Annotated in this window: 19 protein-coding genes; 13 read left to right on the top strand and 6 right to left on the bottom strand. The window is 63.2% G+C overall.

The genetic code is table 11. The features are described from left to right. Positions 1–70: 70 nt before the first annotated feature. From GJV18_RS07285 to rlmF, 7 genes are all read left to right on the top strand, one after another. On the top strand, positions 71–1,561 hold the full coding sequence (locus tag GJV18_RS07285; RefSeq protein WP_160344033.1) for a leucyl aminopeptidase: 1,491 nt from the start codon (positions 71–73) through the stop codon (positions 1,559–1,561). 79 nt (positions 1,562–1,640) lie between these two features. Beyond that, entirely contained in the window at positions 1,641–2,060 is a 420-nt protein-coding gene (locus tag GJV18_RS07280) for a DNA polymerase III subunit chi (RefSeq protein ID WP_160344032.1), read from the top strand. A gap of 9 nt (positions 2,061–2,069) precedes the next feature. Further along, positions 2,070–2,468 carry a DNA polymerase III subunit chi gene (locus GJV18_RS07275; protein WP_160344031.1) on the top strand — a complete coding sequence of 133 codons (399 nt, stop codon included), beginning with the start codon at positions 2,070–2,072 and terminating at the stop codon, positions 2,466–2,468. Between the two features lie 113 nt (positions 2,469–2,581). Then, positions 2,582–5,413, top strand: a complete 2,832-nt coding sequence (locus GJV18_RS07270) for a valine--tRNA ligase (protein WP_160344030.1) — start codon at positions 2,582–2,584, stop codon at positions 5,411–5,413. 279 nt (positions 5,414–5,692) lie between these two features. After that, positions 5,693–7,072, top strand: a complete 1,380-nt coding sequence (gene nhaD / locus GJV18_RS07265) for a sodium:proton antiporter NhaD (protein ID WP_160344029.1) — start codon at positions 5,693–5,695, stop codon at positions 7,070–7,072. Positions 7,073–7,130: 58 nt separating this feature from the next. After that, a complete protein-coding gene (locus GJV18_RS07260; RefSeq protein ID WP_160344028.1) occupies positions 7,131–7,427 on the top strand; it encodes a winged helix-turn-helix domain-containing protein in 297 nt (98 codons plus the stop codon). Positions 7,428–7,497: 70 nt separating this feature from the next. Next, positions 7,498–8,502, top strand: a complete 1,005-nt coding sequence (rlmF, locus tag GJV18_RS07255) for a 23S rRNA (adenine(1618)-N(6))-methyltransferase RlmF (RefSeq protein WP_160344027.1) — start codon at positions 7,498–7,500, stop codon at positions 8,500–8,502. Positions 8,503–8,511: 9 nt separating this feature from the next. On the opposite strand, the gene GJV18_RS07250 is transcribed toward rlmF, so the two are convergent. After that, a complete protein-coding gene (locus GJV18_RS07250; RefSeq protein WP_160344026.1) occupies positions 8,512–9,750 on the bottom strand; it encodes an SLC13 family permease in 1,239 nt (412 codons plus the stop codon). A gap of 175 nt (positions 9,751–9,925) precedes the next feature. Then, positions 9,926–11,293: a choice-of-anchor I domain-containing protein gene (locus GJV18_RS07245; protein WP_160344025.1), complete on the bottom strand. Its 1,368-nt coding sequence runs from the start codon at positions 11,291–11,293 to the stop codon at positions 9,926–9,928. A 167-nt stretch (positions 11,294–11,460) separates the two neighbouring features. Here GJV18_RS07245 and GJV18_RS07240 point away from each other — a divergent pair, with 167 nt between their 5' ends. Beyond that, on the top strand, positions 11,461–12,231 hold the full coding sequence (locus GJV18_RS07240; RefSeq protein ID WP_160344024.1) for a substrate-binding periplasmic protein: 771 nt from the start codon (positions 11,461–11,463) through the stop codon (positions 12,229–12,231). Between the two features lie 105 nt (positions 12,232–12,336). Then, a complete protein-coding gene (locus tag GJV18_RS07235; RefSeq protein ID WP_160344023.1) occupies positions 12,337–13,470 on the top strand; it encodes an ABC transporter substrate-binding protein in 1,134 nt (377 codons plus the stop codon). Between the two features lie 3 nt (positions 13,471–13,473). On the opposite strand, the gene GJV18_RS07230 is transcribed toward GJV18_RS07235, so the two are convergent. Then, positions 13,474–14,754: an ABC1 kinase family protein gene (locus GJV18_RS07230; RefSeq protein WP_160344022.1), complete on the bottom strand. Its 1,281-nt coding sequence runs from the start codon at positions 14,752–14,754 to the stop codon at positions 13,474–13,476. A gap of 171 nt (positions 14,755–14,925) precedes the next feature. Between GJV18_RS07230 and GJV18_RS07225 the strand changes: the two genes are divergently transcribed. Together GJV18_RS07225 and GJV18_RS07220 are read left to right on the top strand one after the other, a co-directional pair. After that, positions 14,926–15,717 carry a helix-turn-helix domain-containing protein gene (locus GJV18_RS07225; RefSeq protein WP_160344021.1) on the top strand — a complete coding sequence of 264 codons (792 nt, stop codon included), beginning with the start codon at positions 14,926–14,928 and terminating at the stop codon, positions 15,715–15,717. A gap of 165 nt (positions 15,718–15,882) precedes the next feature. Next, positions 15,883–16,743, top strand: a complete 861-nt coding sequence (locus tag GJV18_RS07220; protein WP_160344020.1) for a poly(ethylene terephthalate) hydrolase family protein — start codon at positions 15,883–15,885, stop codon at positions 16,741–16,743. Positions 16,744–16,857: 114 nt separating this feature from the next. On the opposite strand, the gene GJV18_RS07215 is transcribed toward GJV18_RS07220, so the two are convergent. The 3 genes from GJV18_RS07215 to GJV18_RS07205 are packed head-to-tail and all read right to left on the bottom strand — an operon-like array spanning position 16,858 to position 21,916. Continuing rightward, positions 16,858–20,277 carry an AAA family ATPase gene (locus GJV18_RS07215; protein WP_160344019.1) on the bottom strand — a complete coding sequence of 1,140 codons (3,420 nt, stop codon included), beginning with the start codon at positions 20,275–20,277 and terminating at the stop codon, positions 16,858–16,860. Continuing rightward, positions 20,274–21,494 (bottom strand): exonuclease subunit SbcD, encoded by a 1,221-nt coding sequence (sbcD, locus tag GJV18_RS07210; RefSeq protein WP_160344018.1) that lies wholly within the window; start codon positions 21,492–21,494, stop codon positions 20,274–20,276. Before sbcD ends, GJV18_RS07215 begins: the two co-directional genes overlap by 4 nt. A 2-nt stretch (positions 21,495–21,496) precedes the next feature. Then, positions 21,497–21,916 (bottom strand): Lrp/AsnC family transcriptional regulator, encoded by a 420-nt coding sequence (locus GJV18_RS07205; RefSeq protein WP_160344017.1) that lies wholly within the window; start codon positions 21,914–21,916, stop codon positions 21,497–21,499. A gap of 128 nt (positions 21,917–22,044) precedes the next feature. On the opposite strand from GJV18_RS07205, the gene yjeH reads away from it, so the two are divergent. Further along, complete coding sequence (gene yjeH / locus GJV18_RS07200) at positions 22,045–23,307, top strand: L-methionine/branched-chain amino acid transporter (RefSeq protein WP_160344016.1); 1,263 nt, start codon at positions 22,045–22,047, stop codon at positions 23,305–23,307. Between the two features lie 49 nt (positions 23,308–23,356). Further along, positions 23,357–24,700 (top strand): TAXI family TRAP transporter solute-binding subunit, encoded by a 1,344-nt coding sequence (locus GJV18_RS07195; RefSeq protein ID WP_160344015.1) that lies wholly within the window; start codon positions 23,357–23,359, stop codon positions 24,698–24,700. Positions 24,701–24,723: the final 23 nt, after the last annotated feature.

Raw genomic sequence — 24,723 nt, 5'->3', positions numbered from 1 at the left:
ATTACGGGCCGTTGAAAATAGCCCGGCATTATCCTGCAATCACGACCATTTGTCTTGGGGGCCTCAGCTCATGCAATTTCTCGTCAAAAGTGCCCGCGCGGAAAGCCTGAAAACCGCCACTCTGGTTCTGCCTGTGGCTGAAGGCGCGCAATTAGGTGCCACCGCCCAGGCGGTTGACGCGGCCTGTTCAGGCGCTATCAGCGCCCTGCTCAAGCGCGGCGACCTGACCGGCAAGTTCGGCCAGACCCTGCTGACCCACGACCTGCCAGGCCTCAAGGCCGAGCGCGTACTGCTGGTCGGCTGCGGCAAGGATGACGAACTGTCAGATCGGCAACTGCGCAAGGTGATCAGCGCAACATACAGCAGCCTGAAGAACCTGGGCGGCAGTGACGCCGTACTGGCCCTGCAGGATATCCGGGTAAAAAACCGCGATGCTTACGGCACCGCCCGCCTGCTGGTAGAAAGCCTGGCGGACGCCACCTACCAATTCGACCGTTTCAAGAGCCAGAAGGCCGAAACCAGCGCCCTGAAGAAGATCACCCTGTGCTGCGCCAAAGCCGACCAGGCCGAGCTCGAACGCGCCGCTCAGCACGCCCAGGCCATTGCCACCGGCATGGCTTTTACCAAGGACCTCGGCAACCTGCCGCCGAACCTGTGCCACCCCAGCTACCTGGCCGAGGAGGCCAAGGCCCTGGGCAAGGCGCACAAGAACCTCAAGGTGGACATTCTCGACGAGAAGAAGCTCAAGGAACTGGGCATGGGCGCCTTCCTCGCCGTGGCCCAGGGCAGTGAGCAGCCGCCGCGCCTGATCGTCATGCACTACCAGGGTGGCAAGAAGAGCGACAAACCCTTTGCCCTGGTTGGCAAGGGCATCACCTTCGACACCGGTGGCATCAGCATCAAGCCCTCCGCCGGTATGGATGAAATGAAATACGACATGTGCGGCGCCGCCAGCGTGTTCGGCACCCTCAAGGCCGTACTCGAACTGCAACTGCCGATCAACCTGGTGTGCCTGCTGGCCTGCGCCGAAAACATGCCCAGCGGCCGTGCCACGCGCCCGGGCGATATCGTGACAACCATGAGCGGGCAGAGCGTGGAAATCCTCAACACCGACGCCGAAGGCCGTCTGGTGCTGTGTGACACCCTGACCTATGCCGAGCGTTTCAAGCCCCAGGCAGTGATCGATATCGCCACCCTCACCGGCGCCTGCATCGTCGCCCTGGGCAGCAACGTCGCCGGCCTGATGGGCAATAACGACGAACTGATCGAGCAACTGCTCGGTGCCGGCACCCGCGCTGACGACCGCGCCTGGCAGCTGCCACTGTTCGACGAATACCAGGAGCAGCTTGATAGTCCATTTGCCGATATCGCCAATATCGGCGGGCCCAAGGCCGGCACCATTACCGCAGGCTGCTTCCTCTCGCGCTTTGCCAAGGCTTACAGCTGGGCGCACCTGGATATCGCCGGCACCGCCTGGATCAGCGGCGGCAAGGACAAGGGCGCCACCGGCCGACCGGTGCCGATGCTGACCCAGTACCTGCTGGACCGTGCCAACGCCTGACAGGCTGTTGAACACCCCCTGCTAAGTCCAGCGACAGACCAGCCAAACTGGCCTGTCGCCGGGCTTACTGAGAAGCCCAATGCAACGAATTGAATTCTACGTACTGTCCTCCTCCAGCCTGGCCGAACGGCGTCGCGCCGCCTGCCAGTTGGCGCAAAAGGCCTGGCGTGCCGGCCTGCCGGTTTTTCTGCGCGGCAGCGATGCAGCCGAATGCAGCGAACTGGACGAGCTGCTCTGGCACTTCAAGCGCGAGAGTTTTATCCCTCACTCGCTGTATCATGAGCAGCCCGAGGCTCCGGTCGTCATTGGCCTGGATGAACATCCCATGCAGCCTCAGGGCGTGCTGATCAACCTGAGCAATAGTCTGTCCCCTCATGTCGAGCGCTTCAGCCGGGTGATCGAAATCGTCAACCAGGAACCCGAACGGCTTGCCGCCTGCCGTGAGAATTTCCGTACTTACCGTCAGCGCGGCTTTGATCCACAACGAGTTGAGCTCTAGCCGCACACAATGGACAAGCCCATCCCTCCGGAAAAACCGGCCCAACTGCTGAACGACCTGGAGTCGATCCGCGAACTGCTGGGCGATGCCGGCAACGAACCACCACTGCTGGTGGATTCCCTCGACCCCGACAGCATCCCCCTGCTCTCGGAGATCGTCACGCCGCCGCCAAGCGCTCTGCCACCGCCCCCCAAGCCACTGCCGCCACAAGTCCCGCCGCTGCGCGACACCCTGAGTCAGCGCCTGAACAGCGACAGTGAACTGAACCGCCTGGATAATGAACTGCGCGCCGCCGCCGAGCTGATCCTGCAGGATGTGATCGATGATTTTGTGCCGCAGATCGAGGCCGAGCTGAAAAAGCGCCTGCAGGCCCGGCTCAGCCGTCTGCTGCCACCACGTCGTTCGTAAGCCTCCCGCACACCCACCAGTCAGCCTTACCACGCGCGCCCTTACGTCACACAGGCCATCCCCGCTATACTTTCCGGCTTTTCCGTCTAGCCGTCATAAGGGTCCCGCCGCGCATGGACAAGACCTACCAGCCCCACGCTATTGAAACCGCCCTGTACCAGAACTGGGAGGCGAACAACTATTTCGCCCCGCAAGGTAGCGGTGAGCCCTACACCATCATGATCCCGCCGCCGAACGTCACCGGCAGCCTGCACATGGGCCACGGCTTCAACAACTCGATCATGGACTGCCTGGTCCGTTTCCGCCGCATGCAGGGTCGCAATACCCTGTGGCAGCCGGGCACCGACCACGCGGGCATCGCCACCCAGATGGTGGTCGAGCGCCAGCTGGCCGCCGACGGCATCGGCCGCCACGACCTGGGCCGCGAGAAGTTCCTGGAGAAGGTCTGGGAGTGGAAGGAACAGTCCGGCGGCACCATCACCCGGCAGATCCGTCGTCTGGGCAGCTCGGTAGACTGGTCGCGCGAGCGCTTCACCATGGACGAGGGCCTGTCCGAAGCGGTTAAAGAAGCCTTCGTGCGCCTGCACCAGGACGGCCTGATCTACCGCGGCAAGCGCCTGGTCAACTGGGACACCAAGTTCCACACCGCCATCTCCGACCTCGAAGTGGAAAACCACGACGAGAAAGGCTCGCTGTGGAACCTGCGCTACCCGCTGGCCGACGGCAAGAAGACCGCCGAGGGCCTGGACTACCTGATCGTCGCCACCACCCGCCCGGAAACCATGCTCGGCGATGCCGCCGTGGCCGTGCACCCGGAAGACGAGCGTTATAAAGCCCTGATCGGCAGCTTCGTCGAACTGCCCCTGCTGGGCCGCCGTATCCCAATCATCGCCGATGACTACTGCGACCCCGAGTTCGGCACCGGCTGCGTGAAGATCACCCCGGCCCACGACTTCAACGACTATGAAGTCGGCAAGCGCCACAACCTGCCGCTGATCAATATCTTCGATGCCGATGCGGCGGTACTGGCTCGCGCTCAGGTGTTCAATATCGACGGCAGCGTCAACGCCGAGATCGACGGCAGCCTGCCGGCCGAATACGCCGGCCTCGACCGTTTCGTCGCGCGCAAGCAGATCGTCGCTGCGTTTGAAGCGGCCGGCCTGCTGGAAAAGATCGAAGACCACGCGCTGAAAGTACCGAAGGGTGACCGCTCCGGCACCGTCATCGAGCCGTGGCTGACTGACCAGTGGTACGTCTCCACCAAGCCGCTGGCCGAGAAAGCCATCGCCGTGGTCGAGAGTGGCGAGATCCAGTTCGTGCCCAAGCAGTACGAAAATATGTATTTCTCCTGGATGCGCGATATCCAGGACTGGTGTATCAGCCGCCAGCTGTGGTGGGGCCACCGTATCCCGGCCTGGTACGACGAGGCCGGCAACGTCTATGTCGGCCGCGACGAGGCGGAAGTACGTGCCAAGCACAACCTCGGCGACGCCAACCTGCGCCAGGACGAAGACGTGCTGGACACCTGGTTCAGCTCGGGCCTGTGGACCTTCTCCACCCTCGGCTGGCCGCAGCAGACCGACTTCCTCAAGACCTTCCACCCCACGGATGTTCTGGTAACGGGCTTCGATATCATCTTCTTCTGGGTCGCCCGGATGATCATGCTGTCCACCCACCTGACCGGGCAGATCCCGTTCAAGACCGTGTACGTGCATGGCCTGGTGCGCGACGGCCAGGGGCAGAAGATGTCCAAGTCCAAGGGCAACGTGCTCGACCCGCTGGACATCGTCGACGGCATCGATCTCGAAGCCCTGGTGGCCAAGCGCACCAGCGGCATGATGCAGCCCAAGCTGGCCGAGAAGATCGCCAAGCAGACCCGCGCCGAGTTCCCCGAAGGCATCGCCGCCTACGGCACCGACGCCCTGCGCTTCACCAACCTGGCGCTGGCCTCCACCGGCCGCGACATCAAGTTCGACATGGGCCGCGTCGAGGGTTACCGCAACTTCTGCAACAAGCTGTGGAACGCCGCCAACTTCGTCATCGAGAACACCGATGGCCAGGACACCGGTGTCAACGACGAGCCGGTCGACCTGTCGCCGGTGGATCGCTGGATCATCTCCGCCCTGCAGCGCTGCGAGCAGGACGTGACCCGCCACCTCGACGCCTTCCGCTTCGACCTGGCCGCCCAGGCCCTCTACGAGTTTATCTGGGACGAGTACTGCGCCTGGTATCTGGAGCTGGTCAAGCCGGTGCTATGGGACGAGAACGCGCCGATCGAGCGCCAGCGCGGCACCCGCCGCACCCTGGTGCGCGTGCTGGAAGTGATCCTGCGCCTGGCCCACCCCTTCATGCCCTTTATCACCGAGGAAATCTGGCAGCGCATCAAGGCTCAGGCCGGCAAGGACGGCGCCACCCTGATGCTGCAGCCCTGGCCGGTAGCAGCCGAGGAGCGTATCGACGCGAACGCCGAAGACGATATCGAGTGGGTCAAGCAGCTGATGCTCGGGGTACGGCAGATTCGCGGCGAAATGAAGATCTCCATGGCCAAGCGCATCGACATCATCGTGCAGAACGCGGGTAGCGAAGACCTACGCCGCCTGGCCGACTTCGAACCGCTGCTGAGCAAGCTGGCCAAGCTGGAGTCGGTACGTGTGCTGGCGGCTGGTGAAGAAGCGCCGATGTCCGCCACCGCCCTGGTCGGCGAGATGCAGGTGCTGGTGCCGATGGCCGGGCTGATCGACAAGGACGCCGAACTGGCGCGCCTGGACAAGGAAATCGGCCGCCTGCAGGGCGAAGTGCAGCGCGTTGGCGGCAAGCTGGCCAACCAGGGCTTCGTCGCCAAGGCGCCGGCCGAGGTACTGGACAAGGAGCGCGCCAAGCTGGCCGAAGCCGAACAGGCCCTGGCCAAGATGGTCGAGCAGCGCGGCAAGATCGCCGCGCTATAAGCCCGAAGCACCAAGAAGGCCCGCTACGCCATGCGTACGGGCCTTTTTTCTGCACATATCGCAGCCAGCGAAAAGCGTGACGGCAGACATTTTTACCTGCCTGCTGAAGGCTTAGGGTGTCGCGGCAAAAGCCGTGTGCATCTTAAGTAGCAATGCTAATTAGAGGTCGCATACGCGTATGACGACCCTGCCATTTTGGGTGAAAATCAGGCAATCTCTGTCTAATTGTAAAAATTTATGGCAAATCCCTTCTAAACCCTCAAACCTGGACCCCAAACCATGTATGCGTTAATGGCGTTAATCTTCGTCCTTGGCTATCTATGCATCGCCTTGGAACACCCCCTGAAAATCGACAAGGCCGCCTCGGCACTCCTGACGGCGGTGCTGGCCTGGACCGTGCTGGTACTCGGCGCAGAGAGCATCACCCCGATGATCGCCGCCGCCCTGGAACACGGCAGCAGCGACACCTCGCACTATGCGGTGAGCGAGTTGCGCCATCACCTGGGGGAAATCTCCGAGATTCTGTTCTTCCTGATGGGCGCCATGACCATCGTCGAGCTGATCGACGCCCATGAAGGTTTCAAGGTCATCACCGACCGCATCCGCACCACCAAGCGCGTGCACCTGCTGTGGCTGGTAGGGCTGATCACCTTCTTCCTGTCCGCCGCGCTGGACAACCTGGCCACCACCATCGTCATGATCTCGCTGCTGCGCAAGCTGATTGACGACCAGAAGGAGCGCTGGTTCTACGCCGGCATCGTGGTCATCGCGGCCAACGCCGGCGGCGCCTGGTCGCCCATCGGCGACGTCACCACCACCATGCTGTGGATCGGTCACCAGATCACCGCCAGCGGTATCGTGGTCAAGCTGATCATCCCCAGCCTGGTCTGCCTGCTGGTACCGCTGACCATCATGAGCTTCGTGCTCAAGGGCGATATCAAGCCGCCCAAGCTCAAGGAAAGCCGCGAAAGCCGCCGCGACCCCACCACTCCCTTCGAGCGCAATCTGGTGTTCTGCATGGGCCTGAGTGCGCTGATCTTCGTCCCGGTATTCAAGACCGTGACTGGCCTGCCGCCCTATATGGGCATCCTGTTTGGCCTGGGTATCCTGTGGATCACCACGGAAATCCTGCACCGCAGCAAGAACACCGAAGACAAGGATCCGCTCTCGGTGGTCGGCGTACTGCGCCGGGTCGACGTGCCCAGCGTGTTGTTCTTCCTCGGCATCCTGCTGGCGGTCTCCAGCCTGTCCACCGCCGGTCATCTGATCGAAGTGGCCACCTACCTCAAGGACAGCCTGGGCAACGTCTACAGCATCGCCATCTCCATCGGCCTGCTGTCGGCGGTGGTGGATAACGTGCCGATGGTCGCCGGTGCCATGAAGATGTACCCACTGGTCAGCCCGGAAGCACTGGCCGCCGCCAGCGCCGAAGAACTGCCCTGGCTGAGCAACTTCGTGGTCAACGGCAACTTCTGGGAAATGCTCGCCTACAGCGCCGGTACCGGCGGCAGCTGCCTGATCATCGGTTCGGCCGCAGGCGTGGCCGCCATGGGCATGGAGAAGATCAACTTCCTCTGGTACCTCAAGTACATCACCGGCCTGGCCTTTGCCGGCTATATCGCCGGTGCCCTGACCTATATGGCCATCTTCGCCATGTAATCAGTACTGCAAACGGGCGCCCTGGTGGCGCCCGTTTTCTTTGCCGCAAGGACCATCCATGGAAATAAGCAAAACTCGCTCAAGCTTCTACCGCCGCCTCTATGTCGCCTGGCTGATCCACAGTGGCACCGCCACCAGCGTACCTGCGCTGATGAACACCACCGGAATGCCCAGGCGCACCGCCCAGGACACCCTGAGCGCCCTGGCCGAACTGGATATCCACTGCGACTTCGTGCAGCAATCCGGCGAACGCCATAACGCCGGGCACTATGCGATTGAGGACTGGGGGCCGATCAACCCGGACTGGATTGAGCGCAATCTAGGGCAGATCAAGACGTTGCTGGGTTATCCCTGAGCGATAGTTTCGCCAGTGGCGTCCCGGCTATGGGAAAATCCGCCCCCCCCTGCCCTGACCCGCCAACACCATGCCCAAACCCGCCAAGCCGTCACCGACGAAAGTCACCAAAGCTCCTGCTGCTGGCTCCGCCAGCAAAGGCCAGTTGCACCCACGCAACAAGCACCAGGGTCGTTATGACTTTCCCGCCCTGATCAAGGCCAGCCCTGAGCTGGCGGCCTTTGTGATCATCAATCCCTATGGCAACCCGAGCATCGACTTTGCCAACCCGCAAGCGGTCAAGGTCTTCAACCGGGCGCTGCTCAAGCAGTTCTATGGCATCAGTCATTGGGATATTCCGGCGGATTATCTGTGCCCACCGATTCCCGGGCGCGCCGATTACCTGCATTACCTGGCCGACCTGCTGGCCGCTGGCAATAACGGCGAGGTGCCCCGTGGCGCCCGGGTGCGCGCGCTGGATATAGGCGTTGGGGCCAACTGCATCTACCCGCTGCTGGGCAATCGCGAATACGGCTGGCAGTTTCTCGGCGCCGATATCGCCGCCAGTGCCATCGCCTCGGCCAAGGCCATCGTGCAGTCCAACCCGGGCTTGAGCGAGGCCATCGAGCTGCGCCAGCAGAACGACAGCGAGCATATCTTCCGGGGTCTGCTACAGCCTGACGAGCGCTTCGACCTGACCCTGTGCAACCCACCCTTCCACGCCAGTGCCGAAGAAGCGGCCAGCGGTAGCAAGCGCAAATGGCGCAACCTGGGCAAGCTCGACCCCAAGCGCAAACTACCGGTGCTCAACTTCGGCGGCCAGGCGGCAGAGTTGTGGTGCCAGGGCGGCGAAGCGGCCTTTGTCAGCCGTTTGATCAAGGAAAGCGCCGAGATCGGCCAGCAGGTGCTGTGGTTCAGCAGCCTGATCTCCAAGGCCGGCAACCTGCCCGGTGTTTACAGCGCACTGAAAAAGGTCGGCGCCCTGCAGGTACAGACCGTGGAAATGGCCCAGGGTCAGAAGCAGAGTCGCTTTGTCGCCTGGACCTTTATGACGCCTGCACAGCAGCAGGACTGGCGGCAGGCGCGCTGGCAGTAGCACCTGCGTCTACCAGCTCAGCCAGCCGCCCAGGACCAGCCAGATACCCGCCAGACTCATACTCAACAGGGTCACCGGCACGCCGCTGCGGGCAAAGTCGACAAAGCCCAGCCGTACGCCCTGGCGCCGCGCGCTTTCGGCGACGATCAGATTGACCACGCTGCCGATCAGCAGCAGGTTACCGGCCAGCGTCGACATGATCGCCAGGCCCACCAGCAGCGACTCGGACGCCTCGGGCTGCACGCCCAGCAGCAGAATCACAAAGGGCACATTGCCAATCAGATTGCTGGCCAACAGCGATGCACTGGCCAGAGAGATCACCCCTTCGGGCAACAAGCCCAGCTGCGCCAGGCTGCTGGCCATACCCGCCACCTGCGGCAGGCTGAGCGCCGCGCCGGTGACCACAAACAACCCGGCGAACAGCAGCAGCAGGTTCCAGTCGACCTTGTGCACATAGTCGCGGCTATCCACCCGCCGCGAAATCATCACCAGGGCGGCGATCAACAGCGCGGAAATCTCCCGCGGCATATCGGTGGAAAACAGCCCGAGCAGCACCAGGCTGGCCAGCAGCGGCTTAAGGTAGCTATGGGCACCATAGATCCGCTCCACCGGGGTTTCCTCCTGCAGCAGCGATTTGGCAGTGCCCCAGCGTTTGCGCCATTGCGACCAGATCACCCCGTAGGTAATAAGCAGTGCCGCCAGTGCGGGCGGGGCGGCAATCCAGCTGTAGGACCAGAAATCCAGGCCACCGGCCTGGCCGATCAGAATGTTCTGCGGATTACCGATCAGGCTGGCGCTGGAGCCGGCATTGCACGACAGCGCCAGGGCCAACAGAAATGGCCGTGGATCCAGGCCGCGCGCCAGCAGGCTATGACACAGCAGCGGGGTCAGGGCGAAGGCGACTATGTCATTGACCAGCAGCGCCGACAGCACCCCGCCGAGCACCACCACGCCCAACAGCAGCAGCGCCGGCTGCTCGGCATAGTGGCTGAGTTGCTGATTAAGCCAGGCATAGACGCCGGAGAAATCGAACTGCGCGCTGATCAGCATCAGCGCCAGCAGCAGCAACAGCGCGCCGGCATCCAGATGGTTGGCCGCCTCAGTTGGTGACTGCGCACCGCTGACCAGCAGCAATACCGCCGCGCAACCGGCAATCCAGCTGCGATCGATGCGCAGGCCACGAATGCCCCCGGCAGCCATGCCCAGGTAGGTCACTACAAACAGAATTGAAACGACCCATAAGATCATGCTGCGGCCATCCCCTGTTACCCGCGTGATTGCGCTGCAGCACTCTAAAGGGCTCAGCGTTGGCGGGGAACTGGCGGCATGGAAAATCTTGATAAGCAGGGTGTGCCGTGCGCACCTGGGCATTCACGAACGCTTGGTGCACGCAGCGCACCCTACAGGATCAGGCTACAGCGCTTTACTTAAGCAGCTCGAACAGCGCGACGTTGCCACTTTTCTCCAGACCAGTCACCAGAAAGTGCCGGCCATTGTGCTCGACATGGGCCAGCCCCTCCGGCGCCAGCTTGCCGGAACCTGCGCCTTCGCCCGCTCCGACCACCTGCACGACCTTGAGTTGTGCCGGCTGATCCAGATCGATCAGGGCCAGGGCGTCGGCGCGCTCCAGGGTCGCCACCGCCAGGCGCTTGCCGAAGGCATCGAAGCTGACCACCCCTTCCGGCTCGCTGCCCTTGTTGGGGCTACGCGCATCCGGGTAGACACCGGCCTGGGCGGCCATGTCATCGAGCTGACTGCCGGTATCGCCGAGCAGCTGGCCGCTTACGGCATCGAACACGCTGACCGTGCGCCCGCCACCGCTGGGCAGGCCAGCCTTGGTCTTGGCAATTTTCGGATCGGTATCACCTTCATCGGCACTGATCAGGTAACGGCCATCGGCACTCACGGCCAGGGCATCCGGCTCACGCAGGGCAAACAGCTCGGCAGTCGGGGCATACTGGCCGTCATCGAGGATATCAGCGGCATGGCGCACGGTGCCGAGGCCGAACACCTTGTCCAGCTTGCCCTGCAACACATCGACCACGGCAATGGCGTTGTTCTCCTGCAGGCTGACGTAGGCACGGGTGCCGTCCGGGCTGAAGGTCACGTACTCCGGCTCGATATGCTCGGGGCTGGTGCCAAAGGGGATCTTCAGCTCTTCACCGTCGATCATCCGCTCCACCAATCGCTTGTGCTCGGCCTGGGTCGCCCCTTCAACACCGGCCAGGTCCGGCAATGTGATCAGGCTGTGCTTGGCTGCCGCCACGCCAGCACGAAGATCGATCAGGCTGATCGAGCCTTCGTCACTGCGAAAGCCCTCACCGTCGCGCACATAGCCCTCACCTTCATTGGCCACCACCACGAAGTCGCCCTTGGGCGAAAACGCCAGGCTGTCCGGCCAGATGCCGATCTCTACAGTGTTAAGCAGCTTGCCATCGGCTGCCGCGCGAAACTCGACCCGGCCGTTTTTCAGGCCATCGCTATTGCGGATGCACACGGCAAACAGATCGTCGCTGGGATGAAAAATCGCCGAAGTGATTTCCCCCATGCCTTCGGCCACCAGGCTGTGCCGGGCAATGCGGTTGAGGCCCTTGGCCGGGTCGAGCTGAAGGATATCCACCTGACCCTGGGCACTATTGGAGACAATCACCCGCATGCTGGAGACCTGCACACTGACGATTTCCGTGCCCTCTGGATAACCGCTCTGGTAGAGCGCCAGGGGTTTCAGCTCAAGGGCAGACGCCAGGGGAGTCAGGGTTAAAAGCGCACAAAGTGTAGGGATTCGCAGCACAGCAACTATCCTTATGCAAAGACATGGGGGATTGAACAAATCCGCAGCAGTCTTCACCCGCAGGATGACGCTTTAATGAAGCCCTGATGGCATTTCATCCATAGCGCCAAGCTGGTATTACTGCGCCATCGGCAAATTGCATCTCCGACCCAGACCGAGGGGTATCAATGAAGTGGCGTAACCTGTTCATTCTGCTGTGCTGGTTCTGCTGGCTGCCCGATCTGACAGCCCAGACCAAGGATCTAAAGGAGCTGAAAATCAGCGTCGGTGACTGGCCGCCCTACCTCTCCAGCGACATGAAGCACAATGGCGTCATCGCCCACCTGATCAGCGACCTGCTGGCCGATGAGGGTTATCGGGTCACCTTCCGCTTTCTGCCCTGGCCACGGGCCTATGCCTCGGCAGCCGCCGGCCAGTTCGATGCCACCGCGGTATGGATGCACAAGGCCGAACGTGAAGCGGACTTTCACTTTAGCGCGCCGTTGCTGGACGAGCAGTTCGTGTTTTTTCACCTCAAGTCCATGCCCTTCGACTGGCAAACCTTCGATGACCTGACCGGCATGAACCTTGGTGGCGGCCTCGAGTACAGCTACGGCCCTGGCTTTGATGCCTTTCTGGAAACCGGCAAGGTGAATATCGAGCGGGTGTCCACGGATCAGCAAAACTTCGAGAAGCTGCTCAAGGAGCGCATTGCGCTCTACCCTCAGGAAATGAATGTGGGCTATGCCGCCCTGCGCAGCCAGTTCAGCCCCGAGGACCAGGCCAAAATCACCCACCATCCCAAGCCGCTTCTGGTCAACCTCAGCTACCTGATGCTGCCCAAGAGCCTGGAGGGTAGCCCGCAATTGCTGGAGCGTTTCAATCGCCGCCTGCAGCTCTATCGGGAAAGCGGCCGATATCAACGCTATTTTGACGACCTGCAACAGGGAAAATACTGAGAGATTGCTTGCCGCCCCAAGGCCATAATCGACCATTTGACTGATTGAACCAGTGACGCCTCAACGCACCCCGTGCGTCCAACGGCCCCACCAAGGAGTGATGCAATGGCATACCGACAGCTGCTCTACGCTGTCATCAGCGGCCTGCTGCTGAGCACAAGTCCGGCTCAGGCCGAACAGGGTGTGACGATGGATGAAGTCCGCATTGGCATGGTCAATGCGCAGAGCGGGCCTGCCGCCGGCCTGGGTCGTGGCATGCGTAACGGCGTCGAAACCTACTTCAAGCGCATCAATGCCGAGGGCGGCGTGCATGGCCGGCGCATCCAGCTGATCAGCAAGGACGATGGCTACGAGCCCGCCCGTACCGCAACCCAGACCCAGGCGCTGATCGAGGTGGATCAGGTGTTCGCCCTGCTCGGCTATGTCGGCACCCCTACTTCCCGGGCAGCAATGCCCATTGCCCTGCGTCAGCAGGTGCCCTACCTGTTCCCGTTCACTGGCGCCGAGTTTCTGCGTACGCCCGTGCGCAAGTGGGTGTTCAACCTGCGCGCGTCCTACTTCAATGAAACCGAGGCCCTCGCCGAGCTGATCAGCGAACGACTCAAACTGGGTCGCATCGCCCTGCTGATGCAGGACGACTCCTTTGGCGAAACGGTCAAGAGTGGCCTGGCCGGGGCCCTTTACCAGCGAGACCGGCAGATAGATGCCGAGGCGCGCATCCTGCGCAACGACCTGGCGGGGGTACAGCAGGCCATCACCAAACTGGCGCTGAGCCAACCCGAGGCCATCGTCTTTATCGGCACCTACAAGCAACTGGCGGCCGCCATTGGCGAGGCCAGGGCCCAGGGGCTAGAAGCACAGTTCTTCAGCGTTTCCTTTGTCGGCACGGAGAACCTGATCAGTGAGGCCGGCGCACTGGCCGAAGGGGTGTATATCAGCCAGGTCATGCCTTCGCCCCACGACCCGTCCCTGCCCCTGGTCAATCGCTATCTGCAGGACATGGCGCCGGATGCTGTGGGCTACACCTCACTGGAAGGCTATCTGGCTGCCGCCACCCTGGTCGAAGCCCTGCAGGCCAGTGGTCCGCAGCCGACCCGCCAGGGTTTTGTCGCCGCCCTGCAGCAACTGGATACCGATCTAGGTGGTTTTGCCGTGAAGTTCTCGGCCAATAACCATCAGGGCTCCAATGCGGTGTTTATCACCCGCGTGCAGGCCGGCCAGGCCTTACCCCTGGAGTAACCCTCAGCGCGCGGCAATGGCCTCCTGCAGCAGGTCGGCCACCGGCATGGCCACCCCCAGGCGCTGAAGATTCCAGTAATGCCCTTCCAGCGTGCGATTGACCAGCAGGGTCGCGGGGGCCGGCTGCAGGCTGCCCAGGGCACCCACGACATCCGGCAACAGGCGCTGAAGCTGTTCGTGCAGTGGCGTCGCAGCAAAATCCCAGTGCACGCCAGGCTGCAGCAATGGCCCGAGTAGCTTGTACAGCTGACGATACAGACCATAGGGCGTGGTGGATTGCGGCTGGCGCGTGCCGAGCGCCTGGAAGGCCTGCTCAAGCTGCTCACCATCGCGCGCCTGCAAGGCTTTGTAAGTGTGCACATAGGCCGCCAGCAGCTCGGCCGACAAGCTGTGTACGCAACCGAAGTCATACACCACCAGTTCGCCCGCAGTGGTGTAGGCGAAATTGCCCGGATGCGGGTCGGCATGCAGCAGGCCCAGCTCAAACGCCTGGCTGCTCAGCCAACGCAGCAGGGTCAAGGCCAGGCGCTCACGAGTTTCCCGGCTGGCCTGGCCAACCTGGGCAAAGGGCAGGCCGGCCTCCTCACTCAAGGCCAACACCCCAGGGCGACACAGATCCACCTGCGGCTCAGGTAAGCGCAGCCCGGGCCAGCCGAGAAAATGAGCACGAAAGGCCTGCAAACGCGCCATCTCCGCCGGATAGTCCAGCTCGGCCTCGATCACCGTCGCCAGTTCCTGGTACAGGCCTTCCAGCTGTGCAGCCGGGGCGCGTAGCAAGCGACCCAGCGGTAGCAAACGGCGCAGCTGGCGCAGGTCGGCGGCACAGATCTCGGCAATCCCCGGGTACTGCACCTTGAGCACCAGCGCCCGGCCGTCCAAGGCCCGCGCGCGGTGTACCTGGCCCAGGGAGGCGGCCGCAAAGGGTTGCTCGTCGATGTGCGTAAAGAACTGACCCAGGTCAGCGCCGTACACCTGCTGCAAATGCCCGCGCAGGGCGCTGAAGGGCAAGGCCGGCACGCGGTTCTGCAGGTTGCCCAGGGCGCTTGCTATCGGCGCGGGCAATACATCCTGCCATTGCGAAGCCAACTGCCCGAGCTTGAGCACCGGGCCTTTCATCTGCCCCAGCACCTCGCCCAGCTGATCGGCCACGGGCTGCCAGTCGATCCCCGTGCGCCCGGGCAGCAGACTTTGCCCCATGACGCTGCCGGCGATGCGCGTGGCAGTACCCGTCAACTTGAGAAAGCGCCCCAGTGCAGAAACTGGGGGCAGGGAGTTTTTACCCATAAGCAGCCGCTCGTTGGATCTATGACCAGCCAAATGTTCAGGTCTGTGAGGATAGTCCCTTTCTCCTCGGGCCAAGCATTACGTCAGGTCGATTATTCCCCCTTCTGGGTGAGTGGCAGCGCAACCCGACGCGACTACCCTCGGCAGCTGTCCAGCGCTAGAGCCAACCCCATGCTTGCCGCTTTGCCGCACCGCCTCTACCTCTGGGAGCGTCGCACGCTCTACCTCGGCCCGCTGCGTTCGCCAGCGCAGCTATCGCTCGCCGCCTCACGGTTGTTGATTGGTCTGCACGGCAGCATCCGCTTTCGTCACCACGGGCACCAGCACGACTCCTACGCTCGCAGCCTGTTGCTGCCGGTAGGCTGGCAAGGCACGGTTGACAGTGGTCGACAGTGGGTAGCGGACTGTCACCTGGACGCCACCGGTTTCGATTATGCCGTGCTGCGTCAGCTGGCCACGCATCAGACGCAGGCCGCCTATTGCGACCTGAGCAACGAGCCGCTGCTGATCAGCGCCTTTGATGAGGTCAGCCAACACCTGGCGCCGCCCGACGTCCTGTACCCGCAACTGGATGCCTGGCTGAACCCGCCCGAATGGGTCAAACGCACCGCCTTTCGCTGCGATCCACGCATTCTCACCACCCTGCAACGGATCAAGGCCAGTACCCAGGAAAACCTCAGCGTTGCCAGTTTGGCCCAACAGGTTGGGCTCTCGACCTCACGCCTGGCCAACCTGTTCAAGGAGCAGATCGGCATCCCGATTCGCCGCTACCGCCTGTGGTATCGGCTTTTCCTTTCAACCCAGCGTATCGCTTGCGGTGCCAGCGTCACCGAGGCCGCATTGGAGGCGGGTTTCGCCGATGCCGCGCACTTCACGCGCACCTATCGCAGCATCCTCGGCATTCAGCCCTCGGCACTCACCAGGCCACGCGCCGGGTTGCACGTCTTCGTCGAAGGCCGCTAGCGGCTGTCGGGTTTAACGCGGCGCTGGTGCGCTCAAGCCATGGCAGTCAGTTCATTCAAGCCCTGAGTCTGGCCAGCAGTTAGCGTAGTGACAGGTCGCCTGGCCGCCTGAATCTGTCTGTGCGTGACGGGGCCTGCCCTACAACAATAAAAACCTGGAGACACCATGCTTTGGATTCCTGTTAAAGCCCCTCGATTCGCCTTGTGTGCTGCCTTGCTGCTGGGCAACGCTGCTGCCCACGCCGCATTGCCGCCGGCCAACCCGGGTGCCGATTCGGTGTGTGCTTACACCAGCGGCCTGTCCTCGTGGAATTACTCATCGGCCAGGGTCACCTATCCCTGTGGCCTGAGTAAGTCCACCTACCCAGCCACCACCCTGACAGGCGGCTACGCCAATACCAAAGAGGACATGACCTGGCTGGCCAACCACCTGACCAGCCACGGCTACATTGTTATCACCATCACGCCCAACAATATCTTCGGCGCACCGCCCGGTTGGTCGACAGCGCACAAGGGCGGCATCAGCAAGCTGCAGGCGGAAACCAAGCGCAGCAGCTCGCCGATCTTCAAGAAGGTGGCAACCAACAAACTGGGCATCACAGGCTTTTCCATGGGCGGTGGCGGCGCGTTGTTGGCGGCGGCTGATCTGAAAACACAGATTGCCGTGGCCCTGCCCCTGGCCCCCTACCTGGGCTTCAGCTCGCCCAATTATTCGAGCATCAGCGCCAAGACCCTGATCCAGGCAGGTGCCAGCGACAGCGTGTCCTACCCCTCTGTCGTCGCCAGCTATTACCAGTCGCTGCCAGCATCCATCAGCCGTGCACTGACCACCTTCAGGGGCGCCTCCCACCTGGACTGGATCAACAGCGGTAGCGCCACCCAGCATGCCCGCTTCAAGACCCTGGTGACCGCCTGGATGAAGGTGTATCTGGATGGCGACAGCACCTACCAGACCCACCTGGATGGTGCCGAACATAGCCGCCACCTGGCCGAGGACTGGTTTACCCGTTTCGAGTATGTGAAATAAGGCCAGTCGCGCTCGCCAGCGCTAGCGGCCATTCAAGGCCGCGATGAAATGCCAGCAGGGACGCTGCGCATGGCTTTATGGCCTTGAGCAAAGCATTGTTCAGCGCCTCTCCCCTCAAAGGGCAAAGCGCTTATCCAGCCCGCTGTAGCCCAAGCCCACACCCTTGTGCACTTTCAGCTGTACCGGGATACGCTCCTTGAGCGCTTCCACATGGCTGATCACACCGATCATCTTGCCGCTGGCGTTGAGGTTATCCAGGGCGTCCAGGGCCACTTCCAGGGTTTCGCCGTCGAGGGTACCGAAGCCTTCGTCGAGAAACAGCGAGTCGATGCTGGTCTTGTGGCTCACCAGGTCGGATAACGCCAAAGCCAACGCCAGGCTGACCAGAAAACTCTCGCCGCCGGACAGGGTCTTGGTGTCGCGCGCCGCATCGGCCTGCCAGGTGTCGATCACCTCCAGCTCCAGTTCGCCGCTGCTGCGCCGCGCCAGCTGATAACGACCGTGCAGGCGTTCGAGCTGCTGATTGGCCAGATAAACCAGATGATCCAGGGTCAGGCCCTGGGCGAACTTACGGTACTTGGCGCCATCGGCCGAGCCGATCAGGCTGTTGAGTTGCTGCCATAGATCGTACTCGCCCTGCTTGGCGCTAATCGCGGCGAACAGGCTCTGCTGGCCAAGCCTGCGCGCATCGTCTCCCTGCAACTGGGCGCGGATTTCGCCCTGGCGTTCACTCAGGTTTTTCAGCTGGGCATTAAGCGCGAGCAACTGCTCGTCCAGTTGCGCCAGGCTAAGCGCGGTGGCCGGATCAGCCTGTAGCACGGCCAACTGCTGCACGGCAGCACGGGCCAAGGCCTGGGCATCACTCAGGGTCTTGTCCAGACGCTGACGCAATTGCTGCAACGCCGTGCGTTGCGCCTCATCCAGCAGGGCAGCCAGATAATCGGCCTCGGCCTTAAAGGGACTGTCGGCCAGCGCCACCACCCACTGCTGTTCGGTCTGTTGCAGACGCGCCTGTTCATCCTGCAGGCGGCTGGCCAGGGCCTGGCGGCTACCGGCAAGTTGCTGCTGACGACGCTGCGCCTCTTCCAGCTGCAATTGCGCCTGCTGCAAGGCCGCCTGAGTATCGGCAGGCTTGGCCAAGGCCGGTTGATCGGCCAGGTCCAGGGCACTCCAGCGCTGCTGCCAGTGCTCTGCCTGCTGCGCGGCAGCCTGCAGGCCATGTTCCAGTTCGCTGAGCTGGCGCTGCAAATCCAGGCTTTGCTGCTGATTGTGCTGCCAGCGCTGCCATTCGGCCTGACGCTCGGCCAGCCAGGCGCTGGCGTCGTCCGGCAACTGATAGCCGAACTCGGCCAGAGCCTGGCTTAGGCTGGCTGTCCGCACCTCGGCAACCTGCTGCAATTGTTGCAAGCGCAGTTGGCCTTGCTCGCTCTGCTCCTGGCGCTGCTGCAACTGCAGACGATGAAGCGCCTGCTGCTGTTCCAGCTCGCTGCACGACTGCTGCAAACCCAGCCGCGCCTGCTGGCATTGTTCGAGATTGCTATTGAACTGTTGCAGCTGCTCCAGTTGCTGCTGCAGTTGTTGCAGCTCAGCGCCTTGTTGCGCCTGCTGCTCAGCCAGGGCAATGGCGTCGACCAGCGGGTTTTCCAGCTGCGTATTAAGCGTCTGCCAGCGTTCGCCCTGCTCGGCCTGGGTCTGCTGGCCGCGCTCAAACTGCTGCTGTTGTTGCTCCAGACGTGCGGCGAGCTTTTCCAGCTCGCCGGCCAGTTGCCGGCCTTGTTCAGTCAAAGCCTCCAGTTCGCGACGCTTGCTGTTAAGCAGTGCTTTGGTCGCCGACACATCCAGGGCCTGGTAGGCGCTGATCGCCGGGTGGGACTCGGAGCCGCACAGCGGGCAGGCCTCGTCGGGTTGCAGCTGGGCGCGATGGGCTTCCAGGGCCTGAATTCGCTGCTCCTGCTCCAGCAGTTTTTCCTGGGCCTGCACCTGTTGCTGCAGATCCTTGTAGCTCAGGCGCAACTGCGCCACTTCGCTGCCCTTGGCCTGATGCTGCTCACGCAGCTGCGCCAGGGCGCTGGCCAGCTCGCTCTGCTCGGCCACCAGACGCTCCCGGGCCGTGGCCAATTCGCCCAGCTGAGTCAGCACAGTGCCCTGGAGATGCAGCTGCTGCCAGCGCTCACGCAGGGCCGCCTCACTGCGCCCGGCCAGCAACGCCTGCTGTTGCTGCTGCGCGGCGTTTTCCTGTTCGCGGGCCTGCTGCAGGCGGCTCTGTTCGGTGCCGAGCTGTTCAGCTTGCTGACTCAGCTGCACCTGCTGGGTGGCGATGCTATCTTGCAGTTGCTGCTGGCTCAGTTGCAGCTGAGCGATTTCCTCGGCCAACTGCTGACGAGCTTTAAGCTGCTCGCCCCAGCGACCCAGCTGCTCGCCCAGTTGCCCATGCTGCGGCTGCGCGGCCAGTTGTTGCTGCACCTGCTGCAGACGTTCGGCCAGCTGCCGATGCTGCGCCTGGCAATCGTGCAGCAGCCAGGCGCTGAGTTCGCGGGCCTGCCAGCTGTGTTCGGCAATGGCCTGCTCGGCCTGCCGCTGCTCGGCGGCGTTGTGCTGAAGGCTTTGCTCGGTCTGGGCCAGGCTCTGGCGCGCCTGCTGCCAGTCATGGTGCAGCGGTTGCAAACGCAGGGCCGGTTCGCTGGCGGCCAGTTGCGCCAGCTGCGGCTGGGCCAGCTGCAACTCCTGCTGCGCCTCCTGCTCGGCCTGCTGGCTGGCGTGCAACTGCGCCTGGGCCTTGTCCAATTCCTCACACCAGCGGCGCTGGCGCTGCAACTCGGCCTGCTGCGCGCCCAGGGCGGTTTGCTCAATAGCCAGCTGCGCGGCCTGGGCCTGCAACTCGGCGCGCTGCTCCTCGCTGAGCAGCTCGACCCCTTCGGCCTTGGCGCGCAGTTGATCGAGCGCGACTTTCGCCTCGCGGGTCTGCTCAAACACCCGCTGAGAAATCTGCCCGTAGATATCGGTGCCGGTCAGCTCTTCCAGCAGCTCGGCGCGCTGGTTGGCATTGGCTTCAAGAAAGGCAGCAAAACCGCCCTGGGCCAGCAGCATGGATTTGGTAAAGCGCTCGAAATCCAGGCCGGTGAGGCGCTCGGTTTCGCGCAGTTTCTCGTTGATTTTGTCGGTAATGATCTGCCCGTCGGCAGCGGCCAGCTCGACCTTGGGCGCCTGCAACGCGCCATCGGCCTTGTCGCGGGCGCGGCGCTGACTCCAGAAGGCGCGGTAGCCGACGCCTTTGACCTCGAACTCGACCTCGGCCAGGCAGTCGGCGGTATGCCGGCTCATCAGCTCGTTGGCGCTGGCCGACACCGTGCTCATCCGCGGCGTGCGGTGGTACAGGGCCAGGCAGATGGCGTCGAGCAGCGTGGTCTTGCCCGCGCCGGTCGGCCCGGTGATGGCGAACAGGCCGTTGTCCTTGAACGGCTCGGCGGTGAAGTCGATCTTCCACTCGCCCTTGAGCGAGTTGAGGTTTTTCAGGCGCAGGCTAAGGATCTTCATAGCTCGCCCTCGCGCAGCTCGCTGACCACCTGCTGATACAGCCCAAGCAGGCCCTGCTGCTCGGCTTCGTCCAGGCTTTCACTGCTCAGGCGCTGGGCGAATACGTCCTCCACGCTGAGCTCATCCAGGGTTTCCCTGGCCTGGCCTTGCAGGCCGGCCACTGCATTGCCGCGCTCGCGGCGGATACGCAGCACCTCCACCGGCAAGCCCTCACACAGGGCGGAGATACGCAGCTGCAAGTCGCTCAGATAATCGTCAGTGCCAACCAGCACTTCCAGCCAGACCGGCTGCTCGGCGCTGCCCTGCTTGGCCGCCTCCCGAATGGCGCTGTCCAGTTCCTTTAGCGAGCCGCGCAGCGACAACAGCGGCTGAAAGCATGGCACCGGTAATGGCTGAATACTGCGCAAAGCGCTGCCCTCCAGCTCCACCAGCAGCACTTCCTTCTGCTGCCGGGCTTCATCAAAACTCAACGCAATCGGCGAGCCGCAGTAACGGATATGCTCAAGGCCGCCGACCTTCTGCGGCCGGTGGATATGCCCCAAGGCGATATAGGCCGCCGGCGGAAAGGCGCTGGTGGGAAAGGCCTCCAGGCTGCCGACATAGATCTCGCGCACCGAGTCGCTGGCACTGGCACCGACTGTGGTCAGATGGCCCGTGGCAATAATCGGCAGGTCGTCGCCCAGCTCGGCACGTTTGGCCTCGGCCAGGGCATAGAGGGCCTGGTAATGCTGCTGGATTGCCTGCTGCAGCGACAGCTGCTTGTCCTGAGCACTCTGCCCAGCCTGGCTCTGCAGCACATCGCGCGGGCGGATAAAGGGAATGGCGCAGAGAATCGCCCCCGGCGAGCCATCGCGCCGATGCAGCACCAGCAGTTGCTCATCCAGCGGCTCGCAGACGCCGGGAATTACCCGCGTACCCAGTTGCGCCAGCAGCGTCTTGCTCTCACCGAGCATGGCCACCGAGTCATGGTTACCGCCGAGCACCACCAGCTCGCAGCCGGTGCCGCGCAACTCGACGATAAAGCGGTTGTACTGCTCACGGGCGTAGCTGGGCGGCGCGCCGGTGTCGAAGATATCGCCGGCAATCAGCACGGCATCCACCTGATGCGCGCGCACCTGCTCGATCAACCAGGTGCAGAAGGCCTGATGCTCGGCCTGGCGGGTCTTGCCCATAAAGTGCTGGCCCAGGTGCCAGTCGGATGTATGCAGAATGCGCATGCCTAGAACACCCAATCCTTGACCACCATATGGGTCTTCACTTTCTGCATGCCGGGGAAGTTTTCGATCTCGCCGCGAATCTCGCTCAAACGCTGCATCGAAGCAGCTTCGATCACCACCAGCATATCGGTCTCGCCGCTGATGCCGCTGCAGCGGCGCACCTCGGGGAACACGCGCATCAGCTCGACATAGTGCTCACAGCGCCCGCCCTGATAGAACAGTTCCAGATAGGCCTTGATCGCCGCCTCACCCGGCAGCGCCACCTGGGCGTGATAGCCGCCGATCACGCCGCTGTGCTCCAGCTGACGAATCCGCTCGCTGACGGCCGAGCGCGATAGATTGACCTCGCGGGCGATCTGGCTGACGGGTAAACGCGCATCGGCGCGCAACAGGGCGAGTATCTGCTGATCGAACTTGTCCACGCGGGGCTCTCGGAAAAGGCAATTTGACGGCCAGTTGCGCCAACTCGTCGGTAAAAGCCGACGCTTCGCCAGCAGCCTGCAACAGCTGGGCGATTTAACATGGCGAACGAAACCGCAGAGCATACAACATGAGTCGTCTAAGTCAGGAACTGGGCCTGCTGCAAGGGATTGGCCTGCTGAGTACCTCGCTGCTGGGCACCGGGATTTTCGTGATCCCGGCGCTGGCCGCCACCGCTGCCGGCGAAGCGTCGTTATGGGCCTGGATGCTGCTGATCGCCCTGGTGCTGCCGGTGGCCTTTACCTTTGCCCAACTGGGCCGCCACTTCCCTCATGCCGGCGGCGCGCCGCACCTTATAGGCCGCGCCTTCGGTGCGCGGATGGAACGCCTGAGTGCGCTGCTGTTTCTCGCCGTGCTGCCGGTGGGTTTGCCGGCGGCGCTGAATATCGCCAGCGGTTTCTGGCAGGCACTGTTCGATCTAAGCCGTGGCCAGGCCCTGGCGATCCAGCTGGCCACCCTCGCCGCCATGTTGTTGCTCGGCCAACGCCCGGCCAAGGCCAGCGGGATGATTCAGGGCGGTATAGCCGTGGCGATTATCGTCACCATTGCGCTGATCTGGTGGGTGGGCGATCTGCCCGTCAACAGCCAGCCGCTACTGCCAGCGATCAGCGGTTCCTGGCACCTGCTGCCGGCGGCGCTGGGGGTGATGTTCTGGTGTTTTGTCGGCATCGAGGCCTTTACCCATATGGGTGAGGAGTTCAAGAACCCCGAGCGCGACTTCCCCCTGGCCCTGCTGTTCGGTGTGCTGCTGGCCGGCCTGGTGTACTGGGCCTGCTCGGTGGCGGTTCTAAGCCTGCATACCTATGGCGATGTGCAGACCGACGCGGCCTCCCTGCCGCGTATGCTCGACCTGCTGCTGGGCGAGCAGGCACGCTGGATAGCCGCCACTGTCGGCTACCTGGCCTGCTTCGCCTCGATGAACGTCTATATGCAGGGCTTCGCCCGGCTGATCTGGAGCCTGGCCGACGAAGGCAAGCTGCCCGCCCCCCTGGCCCAGCGCAACCAGCACGGCGTACCGGTCCGCGCCCTGCTGCTGGTGATCCTGGCCTGCGCCCTGTGCACCGGCCTGGCCCAGTTGTTCAGCCTGACGGTGGACGACCTGATCCGCTACGCCAATGGCAATTTCGTGGTCATCTACCTGCTGAGCATGGCTGCAGGCTGGGTACTGCTGCGCGGCATATGGCGCGCTCTGGCCGCCTTCAGCGCACTGCTGTGCACCCTGGTGTTGCTGATGCTCGGGGTGGATGGCGGCTATGCCCTGGGGCTTCTGGCCCTGCTGGCGCTGCTGGATTACGCCCGCGAAACACGAGGACAGCGCCTGAGGGTGACCTGAACAGCTTCAGACCACTATGCTTGGGGCAGTAACCCAGAAAGGATGCCCCATGCCCCGTGTACTCAATGACCTGAAAATCATGCTGCTGGCCAACCTGTGGATAGTACCGGTGGTGGCCGGCCTGGTCTGGGCATTGTTCCAGTTTGTCGCCCCGCCACCGCCGATGACCGCCAGCATGGCCACCGGCACCCAGGGTGGCGCCTACCAGAAGTTCGCCGAACAGCTCAAGGCCGAGCTGGCCAAGGAGGGCTTCGAGCTGACCCTGGTGCCCACCTCCGGCTCGCGGGACAACCTGCAGCAACTGCTGGCCGAGCAGCCCCAGGTGCAGATCGCCCTGGTACAGAGTGGCCTGGAGCGTCAGCTGAGCGGGGAGCAGCAGGCGCTCCTGCAAAGCCTGGGGGCCATCTATCAGGAACCCCTGTGGCTGTTCCATCGCCGCGACATCGAGCTCGACCGTATCGCCGACCTGCTGCCCCTGCGCCTGGGCCTGGGGGGTGAAGGCAGCGGCACCCGCGCAGCCGGCGAGGCGATCCTCGCGGTCAACGGCATCCACCCCGAGCAGTACCCCGCCAGCTGGCAGAGCCTCGGTGGCGGCAAGGCCGCTCGCGCCCTGCAGGCCGGCGAGCTGGATGCAGCCTTCTTTGTCGGCCCGGCGGAAAACACCCTGGTGCAGCAACTGGCCGCCCATCCCGAACTGCAACTGGCGCACTTTCGCCGCGCCGACGCCTACGCCGCGCGCCTGCCCTTCTTCAATCGGGTAACGGTAGGCGAAGGCCTGCTGGACCTGGCACGCAACAGCCCGTCCCGGGACACTCAGGTGCTGGCACCGGTCGCCACCCTGGTGGTCAACGAGGACTTCAACCCCGGCCTGGTGCCGCTGTTTCTCGCCGCCAGCCGCGAGGTAATGAAGAACGGTACCCTGCTCGACGCCGCCGGCAGCTTTCCCAGCGCCGAGCCACGCACCTTCGAGCTGCACAAGGATGCCGAGCATTATTACGCCAAGGGCCTGCCGATCCTGCAGCGCTATCTGCCGTTTCGCATCGCCTCCCTGGCCGACCGCTATATCATCCTGCTGATCCCCCTGATCGTGGTGATGATCCCGCTATTCAAGGCAGTGGGGCCGATCTACCAGTGGCGCATCCGCGCGCGCATCTACCGCTGGTACAAACATCTGCGCGAAATCGACCGCAAGCTGCATACCGGCACCCTCCCCGACGTACTGGATCGGGAAATCGAGCGCCTGGAACAACTGGAGGACGAACTGGCCTCAGTGGACGTGCCGCTGTCCTACTCCAACGAGCTGTACGAACTGCATGTGCACCTGCGCTATGTGATCGAACGCCTGCATACCCTGCAGAAGCGCCGGGCGACCCCGGGCGAGTCCCTGGGGTAAACTGCGCAGCCTGAACAGGAGTC

Source organism: Pseudomonas xionganensis, assembly GCF_009763245.1.
Classification (GTDB): domain Bacteria; phylum Pseudomonadota; class Gammaproteobacteria; order Pseudomonadales; family Pseudomonadaceae; genus Aquipseudomonas; species Aquipseudomonas xionganensis.
The sequence above is the reverse complement of the archived record's forward strand: the minus strand, read 5'-3'. Positions and strand labels throughout refer to the sequence as shown.

Excerpts from the sequence above, each read along its gene's own strand:
- GJV18_RS07285 (WP_160344033.1), top strand. The coding sequence starts at position 71 with ATGCAATTTCTCGTCAAAAGTGCCCGCGCGGAAAGCCTGAAAACCGCC.
- GJV18_RS07280 (WP_160344032.1), top strand. The coding sequence starts at position 1,641 with ATGCAACGAATTGAATTCTACGTACTGTCCTCCTCCAGCCTGGCCGAA.
- GJV18_RS07275 (WP_160344031.1), top strand. The coding sequence starts at position 2,070 with ATGGACAAGCCCATCCCTCCGGAAAAACCGGCCCAACTGCTGAACGAC.
- GJV18_RS07270 (WP_160344030.1), top strand. The coding sequence starts at position 2,582 with ATGGACAAGACCTACCAGCCCCACGCTATTGAAACCGCCCTGTACCAG.
- nhaD (WP_160344029.1), top strand. The coding sequence starts at position 5,693 with ATGTATGCGTTAATGGCGTTAATCTTCGTCCTTGGCTATCTATGCATC.
- GJV18_RS07260 (WP_160344028.1), top strand. The coding sequence starts at position 7,131 with ATGGAAATAAGCAAAACTCGCTCAAGCTTCTACCGCCGCCTCTATGTC.
- rlmF (WP_160344027.1), top strand. The coding sequence starts at position 7,498 with ATGCCCAAACCCGCCAAGCCGTCACCGACGAAAGTCACCAAAGCTCCT.
- GJV18_RS07250 (WP_160344026.1), bottom strand. The coding sequence starts at position 9,750 with ATGATCTTATGGGTCGTTTCAATTCTGTTTGTAGTGACCTACCTGGGC.
- GJV18_RS07240 (WP_160344024.1), top strand. The coding sequence starts at position 11,461 with ATGAAGTGGCGTAACCTGTTCATTCTGCTGTGCTGGTTCTGCTGGCTG.
- GJV18_RS07235 (WP_160344023.1), top strand. The coding sequence starts at position 12,337 with ATGGCATACCGACAGCTGCTCTACGCTGTCATCAGCGGCCTGCTGCTG.
- GJV18_RS07230 (WP_160344022.1), bottom strand. The coding sequence starts at position 14,754 with ATGGGTAAAAACTCCCTGCCCCCAGTTTCTGCACTGGGGCGCTTTCTC.
- GJV18_RS07225 (WP_160344021.1), top strand. The coding sequence starts at position 14,926 with ATGCTTGCCGCTTTGCCGCACCGCCTCTACCTCTGGGAGCGTCGCACG.
- GJV18_RS07220 (WP_160344020.1), top strand. The coding sequence starts at position 15,883 with ATGCTTTGGATTCCTGTTAAAGCCCCTCGATTCGCCTTGTGTGCTGCC.
- GJV18_RS07215 (WP_160344019.1), bottom strand. The coding sequence starts at position 20,277 with ATGAAGATCCTTAGCCTGCGCCTGAAAAACCTCAACTCGCTCAAGGGC.
- sbcD (WP_160344018.1), bottom strand. The coding sequence starts at position 21,494 with ATGCGCATTCTGCATACATCCGACTGGCACCTGGGCCAGCACTTTATG.
- yjeH (WP_160344016.1), top strand. The coding sequence starts at position 22,045 with ATGAGTCGTCTAAGTCAGGAACTGGGCCTGCTGCAAGGGATTGGCCTG.
- GJV18_RS07195 (WP_160344015.1), top strand. The coding sequence starts at position 23,357 with ATGCCCCGTGTACTCAATGACCTGAAAATCATGCTGCTGGCCAACCTG.